Here is a 15,317-nt window from a genome sequence, read left to right as displayed (position 1 = left end):
CGCTCTGATACCTATATATTACGCTTCACGGAAGCGATAACCGACGCCATAGAGCGTTTCGATCATCTCAAAGTCGTCATCGACCGACTTGAACTTCTTGCGCAGACGCTTGATGTGGCTGTCGATAGTTCGATCATCCACGTAGACCTGCTCATCATAGGCCGCATCCATCAGCGCGTCACGGCTTTTCACAACACCGGGGCGCTGTGCCAGCGAATGCAAGATGAGGAACTCCGTCACGGTCAGCGTTACCGGTTCACCCTTCCAGGTACAGGTGTGGCGCTCCTGATCCATGACCAGCTGACCGCGTTCCAGCGACTTTGCCTGCTGACCTGTCGGCTTTGCAGTGCCGTCGCGCGCTGCGACGCGGCGCAGAACTGCCTTCACTCGCTCGACCAGAAGGCGTTGCGAGAAAGGCTTGGTAATAAAATCGTCGGCACCCATTTTGAGGCCGAACAATTCGTCGATCTCATCATCCTTGGAAGTCAGGAAGATCACCGGGAGATCGGACTTCTGGCGCAAACGGCGCAAGAGTTCCATACCATCCATGCGCGGCATCTTGATATCGAAGATCGCGAGGTTCGGTGGGCGCGCCATCAGGCCATCCAATGCGGAAGCCCCATCGGTATAGGTCTCCACGCGATAGCCTTCCGACTCCAGAGCAATGGAAACGGAGGTCAGAATGTTACGGTCATCGTCGACCAGCGCAATTGTCTGCGTTGCCGAAGCTTCCTTCATGCGGACCTTCTCCTTTTTTAACCGCCCCGATCACATCAGCGGCAGAAATTACCGAACGCCTTCTGGCGTCTCGACTTTAAACCCTCTTTGTCATCTCACTGGAATGGTGGTCCAGCGTCCTGACAAATCAATACTATAATAGTCGTCCCGCTTGTGCAGTACAAATTAGGTACAAAATGTGGCAACAGCTCAACTTGCCATCAATGCCCCAAAGCGAAACGTTTTTGCCGCTTAACGCAATCGAGAATTGTTCCAGACTGGAAATACACGCGATAACGTAAAGATTAAACGATTTAAAAAAGTTTCAATTTTTTTAAATCGATTAAATATTTGATTTGATTTAATTAATCTGTTTCTGACTGCCATCCCGGATTAAAATGAAATCGGGCCAACGCATTTTTGAACCAGATGGCGGAGAGACCATGAAAGAGATCGGCATTCACAATACTGCCGCTTCCATTGCCACTTCAGGATTGAAGGAACTGTCCGCAGTCTTTTATAATTTTGGACCGGCCCGGCTTTATGAAGAGACTATTCGCCGTGGCGAAGCAGAGCTTTCCGCGCAAGGAGCCCTTGTAGCTAAAACGGGCCAGCACACGGGCCGTTCGCCAAAAGACAAGTTCGTCGTTCGTGATGCAAACACCGAAGATCAGGTCTGGTGGGACAACAACAAGCCCATGACGCCGGAGGCTTTCGAGCTGCTTTATGCCGATTTCATCGAGCACGCGAAGGGCAAGGAGCTTTTCGTACAGGATCTGATCGGCGGCGCTGACGAAGATAACAAGATCAATGCGCGCATTGTCACCGAATATGCATGGCACTCGCTGTTCATCCGCAACCTGCTGATCCGCCCGGAAGAAGCAGCCCTTGCGTCTTATATACCTGAAATGACGATTATCGATCTGCCTTCCTTCAAGGCTGATCCTGCAAGTTATGGTGTACGCACCGAAACGGTGATCGCGGTCGATCTTACCCGCAAGATCGTGTTGATCGGCGGGACATCCTATGCCGGTGAAATGAAGAAGTCGGTCTTCACCGCGCTCAACTATCTGCTGCCTGCCAAGGGCGTCATGCCAATGCATTGCTCGGCCAATGAAGGCCCGAACGGCGATACGGCTGTATTCTTCGGTCTTTCCGGCACCGGCAAGACCACGCTTTCTGCAGATCCGAGCCGCACACTGATCGGTGACGACGAGCATGGCTGGGGCGAAGATGGCATCTTCAATTTTGAAGGTGGCTGCTATGCCAAGACCATCCGCCTTTCGGCAGAAGCCGAACCCGAAATCTTTGCGACCACGCAACGTTTTGGCACCGTTCTGGAAAATGTCGTGCTGGATGAAAACCGCCAGCCGGATTTCGACGATGGCTCGCTCACGGAAAACACCCGCTGCGCCTATCCGCTCGATTTTATTCCGAATGCATCTGCCTCGGGCAAGGGTGGCCAGCCGAAAAACATCATCATGCTAACCGCCGACGCTTTCGGCGTAATGCCTCCGATTGCCAAACTGACGCCGGCACAGGCCATGTATCACTTCCTGTCTGGCTACACCGCGAAGGTTGCAGGCACCGAAAAAGGCGTGACGGAACCGGAAGCAACGTTTTCGACCTGCTTTGGCGCGCCATTCATGCCACGCCATCCATCGGAATACGGCAATCTTCTGCGCAAGCTGATCGCTGAACACAAGGTCGATTGCTGGCTGGTCAATACCGGCTGGACAGGCGGCGCTTATGGCACTGGCAAGCGTATGCCGATCAAGGCAACACGTGCGCTTTTGTCAGCAGCTCTCGACGGCTCGCTCAACAATGCGGAATTCCGCACCGATCCGAATTTCGGCTTTGCCGTTCCGGTTGAAGTGCCTGGCGTGGATGCGTCCATTCTCGATCCGCGCTCGACCTGGGCCGACAAGGCTGCTTACGACGCACAGGCCAAAAAGCTTGTCGATATGTTCGTAAACAATTTCGAGAAATTCGAAAGCCATGTCGATCACGATGTGAAGGATGCCGCCCCGGCAACCCAGATCGCTGCGGAATAACTCGCTTTTACGCATGTCTTTATCCAAAAACCGGTTCCCACTTTTTGGAGACATGCTTTTAGTATCCTGAGGAGGAGGGGAAGCCCGGCCGAAAGGCCGGGTTTTTCTTTTGTCTAATGGATAAAAAGCGGTGTATCACTTCGCATCATGGAAGAAAGCCGCAACATCATCCGCATCACCAACCGCCTGACCATCCACGAGGATGATCTGGAGGAGAGTTTTATTCGCTCATCCGGTCCCGGCGGTCAGAACGTCAACAAGGTTTCCACCGCTGTACAGCTGCGTTTTCATGCGGCGCGCTCAGGCCTACCGGAAGATGTGCTTTCCCGACTTTTCAAGCTAGCCGGTCAAAAAGGCACCAAGGATGGGGATATCCTGATCGAGGCCAATCGTTTCCGCACACAGGAACGCAATCGCGAAGATGCGCGCGAGCGGATGATTGCACTGATCGCCAAAGCGGCTGAACCGCCGCCGCCACCACGCCGGAAGACAAAGCCGACCAAAGGCTCGGTCGAACGCCGCCTCAAGGCCAAGTCCGGTCGCTCGGATATCAAGAAGGGCCGCGGTAAGGTTTCTTATGATTAGAGCGCATCCCGAAAAGTGTGAACCGCCTACGCGGGGAAATCAGTCTGCCCGACTGATTTCTGGTTCCACTTCGATCGGAAAAAGATGCACTTAAAAACGAACAGATAGAGCATTTGGGAACAGACGACATGACGATCAATTATCACGAGCTTGAAACCAGCCATGGCCGCATTGCAGTACGCGAAAGCGAAGGCGAGGGCGCACCTCTTCTGATGATCCACGGCAATTCGAGTTCGGGTGCCATTTTTGCGCCGCAGCTCGAAGGTGAAATCGGCAAGAAGTGGCGCGTGATCGCACCCGATCTTCCGGGCCATGGAAAGTCCTCCGACGCCATAGACCCCGACCGCAGCTATTCGATGGAAGGCTATGCGGACGCAATGACCGAAGTGATGCAAAAGCTCGGAATTGCCGACGCGGTTGTTTTCGGCTGGTCGCTCGGCGGCCATATCGGTATCGAGATGATTGCGCGCTATCCGGCGATGCGTGGCCTTATGATTACCGGAACGCCACCCGTGGCGCGCGAAGAAGTAGGGCAGGGGTTCAAGAGCGGTCCTGATATGGCACTCGCCGGACAGGAAATCTTTTCGGAACGCGATGTGGAATCCTACGCTCGCAGCACTTGCGGCGAACCGTTTGAAACTTCGCTTCTCGACATTGTTGCACGCACCGACGGACGCGCACGCCGCATCATGTTTGAAAAATTTGGCAATGGAACCGGTGGCAATCAGCGCGACATCGTAGCGGAAGCAAAACTTCCCATCGCTGTCGTCAATGGACGTGACGAGCCATTTGTGGAACTCGACTTCGTGTCGAAAGTGAAGTTCGGCAATCTGTGGGACGGCAAAACCCACGTTATCAACAATGCAGGACATGCACCATTCCGCGAAGCGCCTGCGGAATTTGATGCCTATCTCGCGCGCTTTATTGGCGACTGCACAAAATAGCTGTCCCATTTCAAACGGCATCGAATGATGCCGTTTGACAGCTTCCCACATCTGCCCAGCGCCCTAAGTTATCCTTCAGAAATACAAGAGTATCTTTTTATTCTACGCGCATCTGAGCCCGAAAAACGGTTCCCACTTTCGGGATGCGCTCAAAAGGGTGAAATAACCATGGGTATGACTGTTGCGGATCTTCTGGCTCAAACCTTGGCCGAAGCGGGTGTTAAGCGTATCTGGGGCGTTACGGGCGACAGCCTCAACGGACTGAATGACAGCCTCAGAAGACTTGGCAAGATCGACTGGATGCATGTCCGGCATGAGGAAACTGCGGCCTTTGCGGCAGGGGCCGAAGCGGCCATCACCGGCGAACTGGCTGTTTGTGCCGGAAGTTGCGGTCCCGGCAATCTTCACCTGATCAATGGGCTGTTTGATTGCCATCGCAATCATGAGCCGGTGCTGGCCATTGCAGCGCATATTCCTTCATCGGAAATTGGCCTCGATTATTTTCAGGAAACGCATCCGCAGGAACTGTTCCGCGAATGCAGCCATTTTGTCGAGCTGGTTTCCAATCCTGCGCAAATGCCCGAAGTGCTGAACCGCGCCATGCGTGCAGCCATCGGCAAGCGCGGCGTAGCGGTGATTGTTATTCCGGGCGATGTAGCGCTCAAACAAGCCCCCGAAGGTTCCAAGCAAAGCTGGACACCGATCTCGCTTCCACGCGTCATCCCAGCCGATGAGGACATGGCGAAACTCGCAGACATTCTCAATGGCTCAGAGAAAATTACCATTCTTGCAGGCAGTGGCTGCGCAGGCGCACATGATGCGTTGGTCTCATTGGCCGAACGGCTTGAGGCGCCCGTTGTTCATGCGCTTCGCGGCAAAGAACATGTCGAATGGGACAATCCGTTCGACGTCGGCATGACAGGTCTGATCGGCTTTTCATCCGGCTACCACGCCATGCTCAACTGCGACACGCTGTTAATGCTCGGCACCAGTTTCCCTTATCGAAACTTCTATCCCGACAAGGCCAAGATCGTTCAGATCGACAATGATCCTTCGCAGCTTGGTCGCCGTGCACCGCTGACTTTTGGCGCGACGGGCGACGTTTCTGAAACGATCACAGCGCTCCTGCCCAAGCTTAAATCGGGTCGCAACACGAAATTTCTTGATGCAGCCAAGACCCATTATACCAAGGCGCGCGAGGCACTTGATGATCTGGCAGCGCCATCAAAGCCCGGCCAGCCAATCCACCCGCAATATCTCACGCGTCTCATCGATGAGATTGCCGACGAGAATGCGATTTTCACCGCCGATGTCGGGACGCCAACCGTCTGGGCAGCACGCTACCTCACCATGAATGGCAGGCGCCGCCTGCTTGGTTCGTTCAATCATGGCTCAATGGCCAATGCCATGCTTCAGGCGCTTGGGGCGAAGGCTGCAGCGCCGGAACGACAGGTGGTTTCGCTGTCAGGCGATGGCGGCTTCACGATGATGATGGGCGATTTCCTTTCGCTCAAGCAGCTTAATCTGCCCGCAAAAATCATTGTTTATAACAACGGCTCGCTTGGCTTCGTGGCGATGGAAATGAAGGCTGGCGGCTATCTGACCTCTGGAACCGACCTTGAAAACCCGAATTTTGCAGCAATGGCCGAAGCCATAGGCATCAAAGGTTTCAGGGTGGAGGAATCCGCTGATCTGCCAAATGCTTTGAAGCAAGCCTTTGCCCATGACGGCCCGGTTCTGGTTGATGTGGTGACGGCCAAGCAGGAGCTTGTCATGCCACCAAAGATCAAGGCCGAGCAGGCCAAGGGTTTCAGCCTTTATATGCTCAAAGCCATCATCAGTGGCCGTGGCGATGAAATCGTTGAACTCGCCCGTACCAATCTTGGACGGTAAGACGTGTCTTTTCCGACGGTTTTGCTAATTAAGTGTCCGTACCTATTGAGCAATTTCCGGAAATTCCTGCCTTGACCAATTTGAAAGGGGCTGTACTTTGTACCCCATTGATTGGCCGCAAGAAGCGCTGGCTCATCTCTGGTTCTGATATTTGATTGCATGCATCAATAAGTTAGCAACAACAGGGAGACTTGCCCCATGGGAATTTTCGATTTCGTGAAGTCGGTTGGAACCAAGCTTGGTTTCGGTGAAAATGAGCCCAAAGCCGATGATCTCAAGAAGGAACTCGACTCGCATAATCTCGGCACCGATGGCGTTCAGGTGAGCGTTCAGGGCGACAAGGCTGTTCTGACCGGCAACGTGAAGGATCAATCTGCTTTTGAAAAGGCGATTATCGCAGTCGGCAATTCGCTGGGTGTTTCCAAAGTGGAAGCCTCGGAACTAAAAGTGGAAGGCGCTGGAACAACCGGTGCCGAGCCAGTCTTCTATACGGTGAAGAAGGGCGACAATCTCTGGAAAATCGCTGAAGCCCAGTATGGCAAAGGCAAGGGCGCAAAGAATGACATTATCTTTGAAGCCAACAAGCCAATGCTAACCCATCCGGACAAAATCTATCCGGGTCAGGTGCTGCGCATTCCGCCGCTTGCTTGATTGTAAAAACGACCCAAAAGCGATCAGGGCGCCGAACTAATCGGCGCCCTTATTCTTTACGGGATATAAATCTCGGCTTTCATGAATGTGACGGCTTTACCGGTGAGCAAGACACGGCCACCTTTCAGCTCACATCCCAAATGTCCGCCACGGGCTGAAGCCTGATAAGCGGACATTTTGTTTTTCCCGATCTTTTGAGCCCAATAGGGAACAAGCGTCGCATGGATAGATCCTGTAACCGGGTCTTCCGGGATACCCGATCCCGCCGCAAAATAACGCGAAACAAAGTCGTGCGACGAACCTCGCGCGGTGATCACCAGGCCGACTGATCCAAGTTTTTCAATCTGGATATGATCGGGAACGAAAGCCCTGACCGCAGCCTCATCCTCAAGCTGCACATAGATATTTTCGAAGTTCCTGAAGAACGTGGCTCCGCTCTCATTCTCAAACAGAGGCGCTATGAACGCGGGCAGTTCGGCAAGCCGGTCCGGAGCAATGGACGGGACATCAAGCACATAATCGTCGCCCGCGCGCGAAACACTGATCTTGCCTATGCGGGTGTGAAAATGCAGTTCACCATCAATCTTGTGGTGCCAAGCCAGAACATGCGCCGTTGCTAAAGTCGCATGGCCGCAGAAATCGACCTCAAGTGTCGGCGTAAACCATCTGAGCTTCCAGCCGTCCTCTGCAGGGCATGCAAAAGCAGTTTCCGCCAGATTATTTTCCGCAGCGATTGCCTGCATGGTCGCATCGCTCAGCCAGTCTTTCAGGATCAGAACTGCGGCAGGATTTCCGGCAAAGACGCGGTTGGTGAACGCATCCACCTGATACATTTCCAGCACTTGCGGCATTCAGGGTCCTTGAAATCTAAATCTTACGCAGCGCCACTTCTTCGATCAGATGGTCGCTGCCTTTGCGTAGAATGAGATCGGCGCGCGGACGCGTGGGCAGAATGTTTTCAAGCAGGTTTCTCATATTGATGTTGTTCCATAGGCCTTCGCCGATGGAGCGTGCCGCATCTTCCGAAAGTTGCGAATAGCGATGGAAGAAGGACTGCGGATTGACGAAGGCCGTCTCACGCAGACGCATGAAGCGATCAATATACCATTTGTGGATCAGCTCTGGCTCCGCATCGATATAGATCGAGAAATCGAAGAAATCGGAGACGAAAGGCACCATCTTGCCGTCTTCAGGCAGATCGCGCACCTGCAGCACATTGATGCCTTCGAAAATCAGGATGTCGGGCTTGTCGACAAGCTGATATTCGCCCGGAAGCACATCATAGCTCAAATGCGAATAAAGTGGCGCCTGCACCTGGCTCATACCTGCCTTGATCGCCGACAAAAAGCGCAAGACTGCACCCACGTCATAGCTTTCAGGAAAGCCCTTGCGCTCCATCATATTCTCGGAGCGCAGAACCGCATTGGGGTAGAGGAAACCGTCCGTCGTCACCAGATCAACCTTCGGACTTGAAGGCCAGCGTGCCAAGAGCTCTTTCAGAATACGGGCAGTCGTGGATTTCCCCACAGCCACAGAGCCTGCAATGCCGATGATGAAGGGTGTCTTGAAGCTCTCCTCCATATTGAGGAACTGCTGGCGCTGGCGGAACAAAAGCTGGCTGGCTTCCACATGTGCATAGAGCAGGCGGGACAGCGACAGATAAATGCGCCGCACTTCGTCAAGATCAATCGGATCGCCCAGCGAGCGCAGCCGCTTCACTTCTTCATAGGTGAGGGTGAGGGGGGTATCAGCACGAAAGCCCGCCCATTCCTCTGCCGAAAAGAAACGGTACGGCGAATAGCGTGACGGCGTCAGCTGGTCCACTTTTTCCCACATATTGTCGCTGCTCTCCCTCAACGCCAATTCACGTATATCCTGTTTAATATGCATTCAGAGCATTTCCATTTTAATGCAGAGAAAATGCTCTGATCACTTATTCTCACGCATGTCTTTATCCAAAAAACCGGTTCCCACTTTGTGGAGACATGCTTTACACCTTCGGACGACCGGCCTTTTCCTCAAGGCCTGTCTGTGCCGTACGGCGTTGCAACTCTTGAAGAACCTCATCAAGCGGCACGTCAGCAATCTTGAGAACCACCAGCAGATGATAAAGAAGATCAGCGCTTTCGGTGACCACTTCCGAGCGGTCGCCATTAACCGCTGCAATGACCGTTTCTACGGCTTCTTCACCGAGCTTTTTTGCCGCCCGCGTTTGTCCCTTGGCAACAAGACTTGCAGTATAGGACGATCCATCCGTCGAACTCGCACGTTCCGCAACGATGCGCTCAAGATCGGAAAGTGTGAACTCAGTCATCGGATTTCCTTAAATCTTGTTTTCAACGGACCGGGTCGAGCCGCATCGGAATGCCAGCTTCGGCCATATAGCGCTTGGCTTCGCCAATCGTATAGGTGCCAAAGTGGAAGATCGACGCTGCGAGAACTGCCGTTGCATGACCATCACGGATGCCTGCAACCATGTGATCGAGATTGCCAACGCCGCCCGAAGCGATCACCGGAACGCGCACGCTGTCGGCAACAGCACGGGTTAAAGCCACGTCGTAGCCAGCCTTGGTGCCATCACGATCCATCGAAGTCAGCAGGATTTCACCAGCGCCAAGGCCCACGACTTTCTGCGCGAATTCCACTGCATCAATGCCGGTTGTCTGGCGACCGCCATGGGTAAAGATTTCCCAGCGGTCGCTTTCGCCTTCCCCTGAAACCTTCTTCGCGTCAATCGCAACAACGATGCACTGATTGCCAAACTTGTCGGCGGCTTCCGCAACAAATTCCGGGTTCTTCACTGCAGCCGTGTTGATCGAAACCTTATCGGCACCGGCAAGCAACAGCTTGCGAATGTCAGCGACCTGACGCACGCCACCGCCAACGGTGAGCGGCATGAAGCACTGTTCCGCTGTACGGGCAATGACGTCAAAAATTGTCTCGCGATTGTCCGAAGACGCCGTGATGTCGAGGAAGCACAATTCGTCTGCGCCTGCCGCATCATAGGCACGCGCTGCTTCAACCGGATCACCGGCATCGATCAGATCGACAAAGTTAACGCCCTTAACAACGCGGCCGTCTTTAACGTCCAAACAAGGAATTACGCGTGCTTTCAAGGTCATGCGGGAGTCCTCAGGAGAGCCAGTGCTTCGGCCGGATCGATACGACCATCATAAAGTGCACGACCGGAAATCGCACCTTCGAGCTTACGCGCGTCAAGAGCGGCGAGGCGCTTGATGTCATCCATGGAGGCAAGGCCGCCCGATGCGATCACCGGAATGGAAACGCTATCCGCGAGGCTGAGGGTCGAATCCCAGTTGATGCCAGCCAGAACGCCGTCGCGGTCGATATCGGTATAGATGATGGCTGCAACGCCCGCGCCTTCAAACTTTTTAGCGAGTTCGACCACGCCAAGCTCAGACGCTTCGGCCCAGCCTTCAACAGCGACATAGCCGCCCTTAGCATCGATGCCGACAGCAACCTGTCCCGGAAATTCCTTGCAAGCTTCGATCACCAACGCCGGATCACGCACGGCAACAGTACCGAGGATCACGCGGCGCAGACCCTTGGAAAGCCAGCTTTCAATATGGGCGAGCGTGCGAATACCGCCGCCGAGCTGGACCGGATTCTTTGTGGCTTTGAGAATGGCTTCAACAGCCTTGCCGTTGACACTTTCGCCAACAAAAGCACCGTTGAGATCGACCACATGCAGCCATTCAAAGCCCTGATCCTCAAAAGCTTTGGCCTGTGCTGCGGGGTCTTCATTGTAAACGGTCGCCTGATCCATGTCGCCAAGCTTCAGGCGCACGCATTGACCGTCTTTCAAATCGATGGCGGGAAAAAGGATCATGTCTTCAAGGCTTCCATTTCAGGAAATTGGCAATGAGCGAAAGGCCAAGCAGCTGGCTCTTTTCAGGATGGAACTGCGTGCCGATCATGTTGTCGCGACCGACGGTTGCCGTGACATCGCCACCGTAATCGGTGACGGCAAGCACTTCGGCTTTGTTCTTGGCGTCGAACATATAGGAATGCACGAAATAGGCATGCAAGCCGTTCTCGCCGGTCTCGATACCGGCAAAGACCGGGTGTGAATGTTTCACGTGAATCCTGTTCCAGCCGATCTGCGGAATCTTGAGCGATGGGTCAGACGGAACCATTTCGCGCACGTCACCCTCAATCCAGCCAAGCCCCTCAGTCACTTGCTTTTCAAGCCCGCGCTCGGACATCAACTGCATGCCCACGCAGATGCCAAGGAATGGATGCGCTTTTTTGAGAACCACATCTTCCAGCGCCTCCACCATGCCGGGAACAGCATGAAGGCCGCGGCGGCAATCGGCATAGGCACCGACGCCCGGAAGCACGATGCGATCAGCTGTTGCCACCCGATCAGCATCAGCGGTCAGTTCGATTTCAGCATTCACACCGCTCTCATGGGCGGCACGCTCAAAGGCCTTGGTGGCCGAGCGAAGATTGCCGGAACCATAGTCGATAATTGCAACACGCATTTTCAGTTTTCTCCGCGATGACCGACAAATCCGATCGTCGAGCCAAAAGAGGAATAAGTGGGACGAGGGGCCTGCCCGGCCCATTCGGGTGCAGGCGCTTCCGCAGGGACTGTTGCAGGCTGGATAGCTTTTTCGATGCCATAGAAGTAGCGAATTTCCGCTTCTTCCAGGTCAGCCGCGTCGATGACGGCTTTCTCGATAAAACCCTGACGCTTAAGCTTTGCGATCTTCCAGTTGACGCCTTCCAGCGCCACAAACAGCGAAAACAACAAAGTGATCAGGGGAACCGCATTGGAGATGCCGAGCATGGAGCCAGCATATCCAAGCAGGATCGTCACACCGAGAGCGGCAATGGCTTCAAACCAGAGCCGCTGCAACAAAAGCCACAGAACCGGCAGGACAAGTGCCAAGGTGTAGAATCCGTCACGCACGAAAACCGCTTTTTCGGAACGTTGAGATCCGGCTGGTTCAAGAACGACGAATTGCGCCATGACACGTCCTTTCGGGAAAGACTTATCCCTTCAGCGACCCCTTGGTCGAGGGAATTGCATCCTTCTGGCGCGGGTCGGTTTCGAGCGCTGTGCGCAGAACCCGGGCCACGGCCTTGAAGATTGATTCTGCAATATGGTGATTGTTGGCACCATAGTGATTGTTGATATGCAGCGTAATGCCTGCATTCATCGCAAAAGCCTGGAAGAACTCGCGCACCAGCTCAGTATCGAAGGTGCCGATCTTGGCCGTCGTGAAATTCACGTTCCAGACCAGAAAGGCCCGGCCCGAAACATCGACCGCCGCACCCGTCAGCGTGTCGTCCATGGCGAGATCCATCGACGCATAACGCACGATACCGCGACGCTCACCAAGCGCTTTCGCCACAGCCTGACCCAGCGCAATGCCGGTATCTTCCACCGTATGGTGGTCATCGATATGAAGATCGCCCTTGGCCATCACGCGCATGTCGATGAGCGAATGTCGGGAAAGCTGCTCCAGCATATGATCGAAGAAGCCGACACCTGTTGTAATGTCGAACTTGCCGTTGCCGTCCAGATCGACCGAAACGGCAATGCTCGTTTCTTTCGTTGAACGTTCGATACTTGCTTTGCGGGCGCTTTCAGCCGTCATAGCATTTCCTCTGTTGAAATCTTTTCGCGTTCTAGAACAGCTGGCCGCTTTTGCCAATGCTTTTAGCGCATGCACCAATATTCTGACTTTTCTCACTGCGCATTTGATCCAAAAACCGCTTCACGCTTTTTGGAATGCGCTTTTTCCTCACGCGCATTTAATCCAAAAACCGATTCCCACTTTTTGGAATGCGCGTGAACCCATTTGCATTTTGCCAGACGCTTCTTAAATATTCACAACGAAACCCGATTCAGTTAGCTCTTGAGCCGACGAACCGAGGCTTCCCCCATATCGGGGCCCATATCAGGGGCTTATGCGTTTGCCAGATGGAAACGTACAGGTCGCCAAAGGAGTGATCCATGATCGAACACAATCCCACGACAATTTACGGCACGACCATTGTCACCGTTCGCAAGGGCGGCAAGGTTGTTATTGCTGGTGACGGGCAGGTCTCGCTCGGCAACACCGTAATGAAGGGCAATGCGCGCAAAGTGCGCCGCATCGGCAAAGGCAACGTCATTGCCGGCTTCGCCGGTGCCACAGCTGATGCCTTCACACTGCTTGAGCGTCTTGAAGCCAAGCTCGAACAATATCCTGACCAGCTGATGCGCGCCTCCGTCGAACTCGCCAAGGACTGGCGCACCGACCGTTATTTACGCCGCCTCGAAGCGATGATGCTGGTTGCTGACAGCAAGGTTACGCTGGCGCTGACCGGGACAGGCGACGTGCTTGAACCAGAACATGGCGTCATGGCCATCGGCTCGGGCGGTAATTACGCACTGGCCGCAGCGCGTGCACTGATCGACACAGACAAGGATGCCGAGGAAATCGCTCGCAAGGCGATGGAGATTGCAGCCGATATCTGCATCTATACCAATCATAGCATTCTTGTTGAAAGCCTCGACGCCGAATGAGCTCAATAGCGCAAGCCTCAACTTCTAAAACACAACGTTGGGGCTTAGGTGCTCTGATCGTCCTTGCCATTCTCGCGATACAGGCCTCCTGGCTTTATCTCGATGGGCGGATACCCATGTGCGAATGCGGCACCATAAAATTATGGTCCGGTTCGCTGATGTCTGAGAACTCGCAGCATATAGCCGACTGGTATACGCTCTCGCACATCATTCACGGTTTTCTGTTCTATTGGCTTCTGAGCGTCATCGCACCCAAAGCCCCGCTTGGCTTGAGGCTTGCCATGGCAGTCGGCGTTGAAGCCGTCTGGGAACTGGTCGAAAACTCGAATTTCATTATCGAGCGCTATCGCGCCAATACGTCCTCGGTGGACTATTTCGGCGATAGCATTGTGAATTCGGTTTCCGATACCATCGCTGCCCTGATCGGCTTTTTGCTTGCTGCAAAGCTGCCAACAAAAATCACCGTCGCTTTAGCGCTGTTCTTCGAAGTTCTTGCGCTGATTATCATCCGCGACAACCTTACGCTCAACGTGATCATGCTGCTGCATCCGTTCGAGTTCATCAAGCAGTGGCAAACCGGGTTATAATCATGAGTAATTTTTCTCCCCGTGAAATCGTCTCCGAGCTTGACCGCTTCATCATCGGCCAGAACGACGCCAAGCGCGCCGTGGCTATTGCACTTCGCAATCGCTGGCGTCGCCAGCAGCTGGAAGGCCAGATGCGCGAAGAGGTCATGCCAAAGAACATCCTGATGATCGGACCGACTGGCGTTGGTAAGACGGAAATCTCCCGTCGTCTGGCCAAGCTTGCCGGTGCCCCTTTCATCAAGGTTGAAGCCACCAAGTTCACCGAGGTCGGCTATGTCGGTCGCGATGTCGAACAGATCATCCGTGATCTGGTGGAAGCTGCGATTGGCCTCGTGCGTGAAAAGAAGCGCGAGGAAGTGAAGGCCAAGGCGCATATCAATGCCGAAGAGCGTGTGCTCGACGGTCTTGTCGGCAAGACGGCCAGCCCCGCCACGCGTGACAGCTTCCGCAAGAAACTGCGTGAAGGCGAGCTGGACGACAAGGAAATCGAGATCGAAGTTGCCGATACGGGTGCTGGTCAGAATTTCGAAATCCCAGGTATGCCGGGCGCCAATATTGGCATGATCAATATCGGCGATATTTTCGGCAAGGCCATGGGCGGACGCACCAAGACGCGCAAAACCACGGTCAAGGAATCCTATGCAATCCTGATCAATGACGAATCCGACAAGCTGCTCGATCAGGATCAGCTTATTCAGGAAGCTCTGCGTTCGACCGAAAATGACGGTATCGTTTTCCTCGACGAGATCGACAAAATCGCTTCGCGCGAAGGCGGAATGGGGGCAGGTGTATCACGCGAAGGCGTGCAGCGCGATCTGCTGCCGCTCGTTGAAGGTACGACCGTTGCAACAAAATATGGTCCGGTGAAAACCGATCATATCCTGTTTATTGCATCGGGCGCTTTCCACGTTTCCAAGCCTTCAGACCTTCTGCCGGAACTTCAGGGTCGTTTGCCGATCCGTGTGGAATTGAACGCTCTGACGCGTGAAGATTTCCGCCGAATTCTCACCGAAACCGAAGTCAGCCTGATCAAGCAATATATTGCCCTGATGGCGACGGAAGAAGTGAAGCTTGATATTACCGATGACGCGATTGACGCTTTGGCCGATATTGCCGTCGATCTGAATTCGACGGTCGAGAATATCGGTGCACGTCGCTTGCAGACGGTGATGGAACGGGTTCTGGACGACATTTCCTATAATGCACCCGATAAATCCGGCTCTGCTTTCAAGGTGGATGGCGATTATGTCCGCAAAACCGTTGGCGATCTTGCCAAGAATACGGACCTGTCGCGTTTCATTCTCTAAAAGCAGAAAGTGACCAGAAAGCCACGCTCGGGTCCCAT

17 protein-coding genes are annotated in these 15,317 nt (G+C 54.0%); 8 read left to right on the top strand and 9 right to left on the bottom strand.

Features of this window, described 5'->3' with window-relative positions; all coding sequences use genetic code 11:
- Positions 1-18: 18 nt before the first annotated feature.
- Entirely contained in the window at positions 19-738 is a 720-nt protein-coding gene (locus OIV19_RS00885; RefSeq protein WP_024898427.1) for a response regulator transcription factor, read from the bottom strand.
- Positions 739-1,160: 422 nt separating this feature from the next.
- Here OIV19_RS00885 and OIV19_RS00880 point away from each other — a divergent pair, with 422 nt between their 5' ends.
- From OIV19_RS00880 to lysM, 5 genes are all read left to right on the top strand, one after another.
- Positions 1,161-2,771 carry a phosphoenolpyruvate carboxykinase gene (locus OIV19_RS00880; protein WP_264230428.1) on the top strand — a complete coding sequence of 537 codons (1,611 nt, stop codon included), beginning with the start codon at positions 1,161-1,163 and terminating at the stop codon, positions 2,769-2,771.
- Positions 2,772-2,918: 147 nt separating this feature from the next.
- Positions 2,919-3,356, top strand: coding sequence for an alternative ribosome rescue aminoacyl-tRNA hydrolase ArfB (gene arfB, locus OIV19_RS00875; RefSeq protein ID WP_095447713.1), 438 nt, complete (start codon positions 2,919-2,921; stop codon positions 3,354-3,356).
- Positions 3,357-3,484: 128 nt separating this feature from the next.
- A complete protein-coding gene (locus OIV19_RS00870) occupies positions 3,485-4,300 on the top strand; it encodes an alpha/beta fold hydrolase (RefSeq protein WP_264230427.1) in 816 nt (271 codons plus the stop codon).
- Positions 4,301-4,468: 168 nt separating this feature from the next.
- Positions 4,469-6,193 (top strand): ubiquinone-dependent pyruvate dehydrogenase, encoded by a 1,725-nt coding sequence (poxB, locus tag OIV19_RS00865; protein ID WP_264230426.1) that lies wholly within the window; start codon positions 4,469-4,471, stop codon positions 6,191-6,193.
- Between the two features lie 198 nt (positions 6,194-6,391).
- Positions 6,392-6,844, top strand: a complete 453-nt coding sequence (gene lysM, locus OIV19_RS00860; protein WP_095447710.1) for a peptidoglycan-binding protein LysM — start codon at positions 6,392-6,394, stop codon at positions 6,842-6,844.
- Positions 6,845-6,900: 56 nt separating this feature from the next.
- On the opposite strand, the gene OIV19_RS00855 is transcribed toward lysM, so the two are convergent.
- The 8 genes from OIV19_RS00855 to hisB form a co-directional block, all read right to left on the bottom strand.
- Positions 6,901-7,695, bottom strand: coding sequence for a PhzF family phenazine biosynthesis protein (locus OIV19_RS00855; RefSeq protein ID WP_095447709.1), 795 nt, complete (start codon positions 7,693-7,695; stop codon positions 6,901-6,903).
- 16 nt (positions 7,696-7,711) lie between these two features.
- On the bottom strand, positions 7,712-8,680 hold the full coding sequence (gene coaA, locus OIV19_RS00850; protein WP_095447708.1) for a type I pantothenate kinase: 969 nt from the start codon (positions 8,678-8,680) through the stop codon (positions 7,712-7,714).
- Positions 8,681-8,834: 154 nt separating this feature from the next.
- Positions 8,835-9,158 carry a phosphoribosyl-ATP diphosphatase gene (locus OIV19_RS00845; RefSeq protein ID WP_095447707.1) on the bottom strand — a complete coding sequence of 108 codons (324 nt, stop codon included), beginning with the start codon at positions 9,156-9,158 and terminating at the stop codon, positions 8,835-8,837.
- A 22-nt stretch (positions 9,159-9,180) separates the two neighbouring features.
- Positions 9,181-9,966, bottom strand: coding sequence for an imidazole glycerol phosphate synthase subunit HisF (gene hisF, locus OIV19_RS00840; protein WP_095447706.1), 786 nt, complete (start codon positions 9,964-9,966; stop codon positions 9,181-9,183).
- Positions 9,963-10,694: a 1-(5-phosphoribosyl)-5-[(5-phosphoribosylamino)methylideneamino]imidazole-4-carboxamide isomerase gene (gene hisA, locus OIV19_RS00835; RefSeq protein ID WP_095447705.1), complete on the bottom strand. Its 732-nt coding sequence runs from the start codon at positions 10,692-10,694 to the stop codon at positions 9,963-9,965. The genes hisF and hisA overlap by 4 nt, the downstream gene beginning before the upstream one ends.
- 4 nt (positions 10,695-10,698) lie before the next feature.
- A complete protein-coding gene (gene hisH / locus OIV19_RS00830; RefSeq protein WP_095447704.1) occupies positions 10,699-11,349 on the bottom strand; it encodes an imidazole glycerol phosphate synthase subunit HisH in 651 nt (216 codons plus the stop codon).
- A gap of 2 nt (positions 11,350-11,351) precedes the next feature.
- A complete protein-coding gene (locus OIV19_RS00825; RefSeq protein WP_264230425.1) occupies positions 11,352-11,840 on the bottom strand; it encodes a DUF2628 domain-containing protein in 489 nt (162 codons plus the stop codon).
- Positions 11,841-11,862: 22 nt separating this feature from the next.
- Positions 11,863-12,471 carry an imidazoleglycerol-phosphate dehydratase HisB gene (hisB, locus tag OIV19_RS00820; protein ID WP_007872453.1) on the bottom strand — a complete coding sequence of 203 codons (609 nt, stop codon included), beginning with the start codon at positions 12,469-12,471 and terminating at the stop codon, positions 11,863-11,865.
- Between the two features lie 359 nt (positions 12,472-12,830).
- Between hisB and hslV the strand changes: the two genes are divergently transcribed.
- The 3 genes from hslV to hslU are packed head-to-tail and all read left to right on the top strand — an operon-like array spanning position 12,831 to position 15,279.
- Positions 12,831-13,385 (top strand): ATP-dependent protease subunit HslV, encoded by a 555-nt coding sequence (hslV, locus tag OIV19_RS00815; RefSeq protein ID WP_095447702.1) that lies wholly within the window; start codon positions 12,831-12,833, stop codon positions 13,383-13,385.
- On the top strand, positions 13,382-13,972 hold the full coding sequence (locus OIV19_RS00810; RefSeq protein WP_264230424.1) for a DUF2585 domain-containing protein: 591 nt from the start codon (positions 13,382-13,384) through the stop codon (positions 13,970-13,972). Before hslV ends, OIV19_RS00810 begins: the two co-directional genes overlap by 4 nt.
- A gap of 2 nt (positions 13,973-13,974) precedes the next feature.
- Entirely contained in the window at positions 13,975-15,279 is a 1,305-nt protein-coding gene (gene hslU / locus OIV19_RS00805; protein WP_095447700.1) for an ATP-dependent protease ATPase subunit HslU, read from the top strand.
- Positions 15,280-15,317: the final 38 nt, after the last annotated feature.

This window comes from Brucella sp. HL-2, assembly GCF_025846885.2.
In the GTDB taxonomy this organism is placed as follows: domain Bacteria; phylum Pseudomonadota; class Alphaproteobacteria; order Rhizobiales; family Rhizobiaceae; genus Brucella; species Brucella quorumnocens.
This window is presented reverse-complemented; position numbering and strand designations above follow the sequence as displayed.